The sequence below is a fragment of the Rhodococcus sp. P3_B8 genome (assembly GCF_056402775.1).
In genome coordinates this window covers 1-2,746 of the sequence record NZ_JBFUGT010000529.1, presented here as the reverse complement: position 1 = coordinate 2,746, position 2,746 = coordinate 1, and the positions used below count along the sequence as shown (strand labels likewise).

Sequence of the window (2,746 nt, the reverse complement as noted above, 5' to 3'; positions counted from 1 at the left end):
CACGTCAGGACTCGACCTCGACGACACGCTTCGCACCATCGTCCATGCCGCGATCAATCTGGTGGATGCCCGCTACGGCGCGCTGGGGGTGCTGGGCCCGGGTGGGGGCTTGAGTGAGTTCGTCTTCGAGGGCATCGACGAGGAGACACGCGAGCGTATCGGCGACCTGCCCCGTGGTCGCGGGGTCCTCGGTTTTCTCATCACCAATCCGAAGCCGGTCCGGCTGGAGGACCTGTCTCATCACTCTGCATCGGTGGGATTCCCGGCCGAGCACCCGCCGATGAAAACGTTTCTGGGAGTTCCCATTCAGATCCGGGACGAGGTGTTCGGGAATCTCTATCTGACGGAGAAGGCGAACGGTGCACAGTTCACCGAGGACGACGAGGTGCTTCTCCGCGCGCTCGCGGCCGCCGCCGGGATCGCGATCGAGAACGCCCGCCTGTACGAGGAGTCCCGGACGAGGCAAGCCTGGCTCGAGGCGACACGTGAGATAGCGACCGAACTACTCGCGGGCAGMGAGACGGCGGAAGTGCTGCGGGTGATCGCCGACGACGCGCTTGCCCTCACCGGCGCCGACAGTGCTTTCCTCGCGGTGCCGGACGATCCCGACATCCCGTCGGACGAGGTCACCGAACTCGTGGTGACGGCATCGGCGGGGACGGTGTCGGATCGCATCATCGGCCGGACGATCCCGGTCGACAGATCCACGTCCGGTGAGGCTTTCCGCGAGCGGACACCGCTTCGCGTCACCGCGCTGGCGTTCGATCCCGGGTTCGAGACGGGAACCCGGTTCGGTCCGGCGCTGGCGCTGCCGCTGCGCGCCGCGCAATCGGTGGCAGGAGTGCTGGTGACGCTCCGTCACGTCGACGCGTCGCCGTTCACCGATGACCAGCTGGCGTTGATGTCGGGGTTCGCGGACCAGGCGGCCGTCGCGCTGCAACTCGCCAACAGTCAACGCCGAATGCGTGAGCTCGACGTCCTGTCCGATCGCGATCGCATCGCGCGCGACCTCCACGACCACGTCATCCAGCGACTCTTCGCGGTTGGCCTGTCACTGCAGAGCACCTTGCAGAGGGCGAAGGCTCCTGTTGTCAAGCAGCGGCTCGAACAGTCGATCGACGACCTTCACGACATCGTGCGTGATATCCGTACCGCCATCTTCGACCTTCACGGCGGTTCGGGTGGTATGACCCAGTTGCGGCGGCGGTTGCACGAGATCGTCGCCGAGACCACCGCGGATTCCGGGCTACGCACGACCGTGCACATGTCCGGGCCACTGTCCGTCATCGACGCCGCGCTCGGCGAACATGCCGAGGCTGTCCTGCGTGAGGCGTTGAGCAACGCGGTACGGCATGCAGGAGCCGACACGGTCACGGTCAGCATCTCCGTCTACGACGATCTCGCCATCGAGGTCGCGGACGACGGCAAAGGTTTCGTGGAGAACGTCGTCACCAGTGGATTGGAAAATCTGGCTGCCCGGGCGCGGGAAGTGAACGGGCACTTCACCATCGACACAACCCTCGGTGGCGGAACCACTCTCCGGTGGTCGGCTCCACTTCCGTGAGCCGGGATCGGCTCGCCCCGCCCACGAAGGTGGGACCTTCTCCCCTACGCGGCCGACGGGCGCACCGTCACGATGAGAGGTAGCGGCAACTTCTGCCGCGCGCTTCCTCGAGGAGAAGACCATGACCGCGCGCCGCCCGATCGTTGTCGGAACCGATGGGTCACCGTCATCGCTCCAGGCGGTTGCGTGGGCCGCACAGGAGGCGGCGTTGCGGAACTCCCCGCTGTCGCTGATCGCGACCACGTTCGTCCCCGGCGCCTACGGTGTGCCGATCGGCATGCCGGAGAGCTTCTTCGACGACGAGGAACGCAACGGGAAGAACCGGCTGGCTGCCGCAGCGGAGATCGCCGCCCGAACGGTACCCGGACATACCTTCCACATCCACACCACGCTCTGCACCGGAACGCCGGCAGGGGAACTCCTCGAAAGGTCGAAATCCGCAGCGATGGTCGTCGTCGGCTCGAACCGGCAGGGAATCGTCGAGCGCGGCTTCGTGGGATCGGTCAGCGCCGCGGTCGCCACCCACGCACCGTGCCCGGTCGCGGTCATCCGCGGCCTACCCGATTCCGACGTCACCCGACTCGAGGGCCCCGTCGTCGTGGGCGTGGACGGGTCGGCACACAGCGAGCCCGCCATCTCGGTGGCCTTCGAGGAGGCCGATCTGCGGCAGTGCGAACTCACGGCCGTTCACGCCTGGTCCGACGTCGACCTCCCCGTGCACTACGCGGGCGGTAGCGTTTCCGGGTGGAAGAAGATCGTCACCCAGGAAACGGCCCTCCTGTCGGAGAGTCTCGCCGGCCGGGCCGAGGATTTCCCCGACGTCAAGGTTCGGACGATGGTCGTCATGGACCGACCGGTACGCAATCTTCGCGAACAAGCCGACAACGCACGACTTCTCGTCGTCGGTAGTCGCGGACGCGGCGGATTCACCAGCATGCTGTTGGGATCCACGAGCCGCGCCCTGATGCACTCGGTGCGCTGCCCGCTCCTCATCGTTCGGTAGGGAGTCACTGTCCGAAGGGGGTCATGGAGGCTTGAATGAATTCCGACGGCCGACGACGGAGGTGACGGTGAATGAAGGCTCGGAGGCCACACGCGGTCACCACGGGCGTCGTCGTGCGCTCCCTTCGCCCCACCGACAGAACCGACGTGCAGGATCTGCACGAGCGGATGGACCAGCAC

2 protein-coding genes are annotated in these 2,746 nt (G+C 66.4%); both read left to right on the top strand.

Going from position 1 to position 2,746, the window contains the following annotated elements; genetic code table 11:
- Window positions 1-1,564: sensor histidine kinase (locus AC1D1G_RS44090; protein ID WP_477956811.1), on the top strand; the 1,564-nt coding region annotated here is incomplete at its 5' end.
- Window positions 1,565-1,685: 121 nt separating this feature from the next.
- Window positions 1,686-2,567, top strand: coding sequence for a universal stress protein (locus AC1D1G_RS44085; RefSeq protein WP_477956810.1), 882 nt, complete (start codon window positions 1,686-1,688; stop codon window positions 2,565-2,567).
- The last annotated feature ends 179 nt before the right edge of the window (window positions 2,568-2,746 follow it).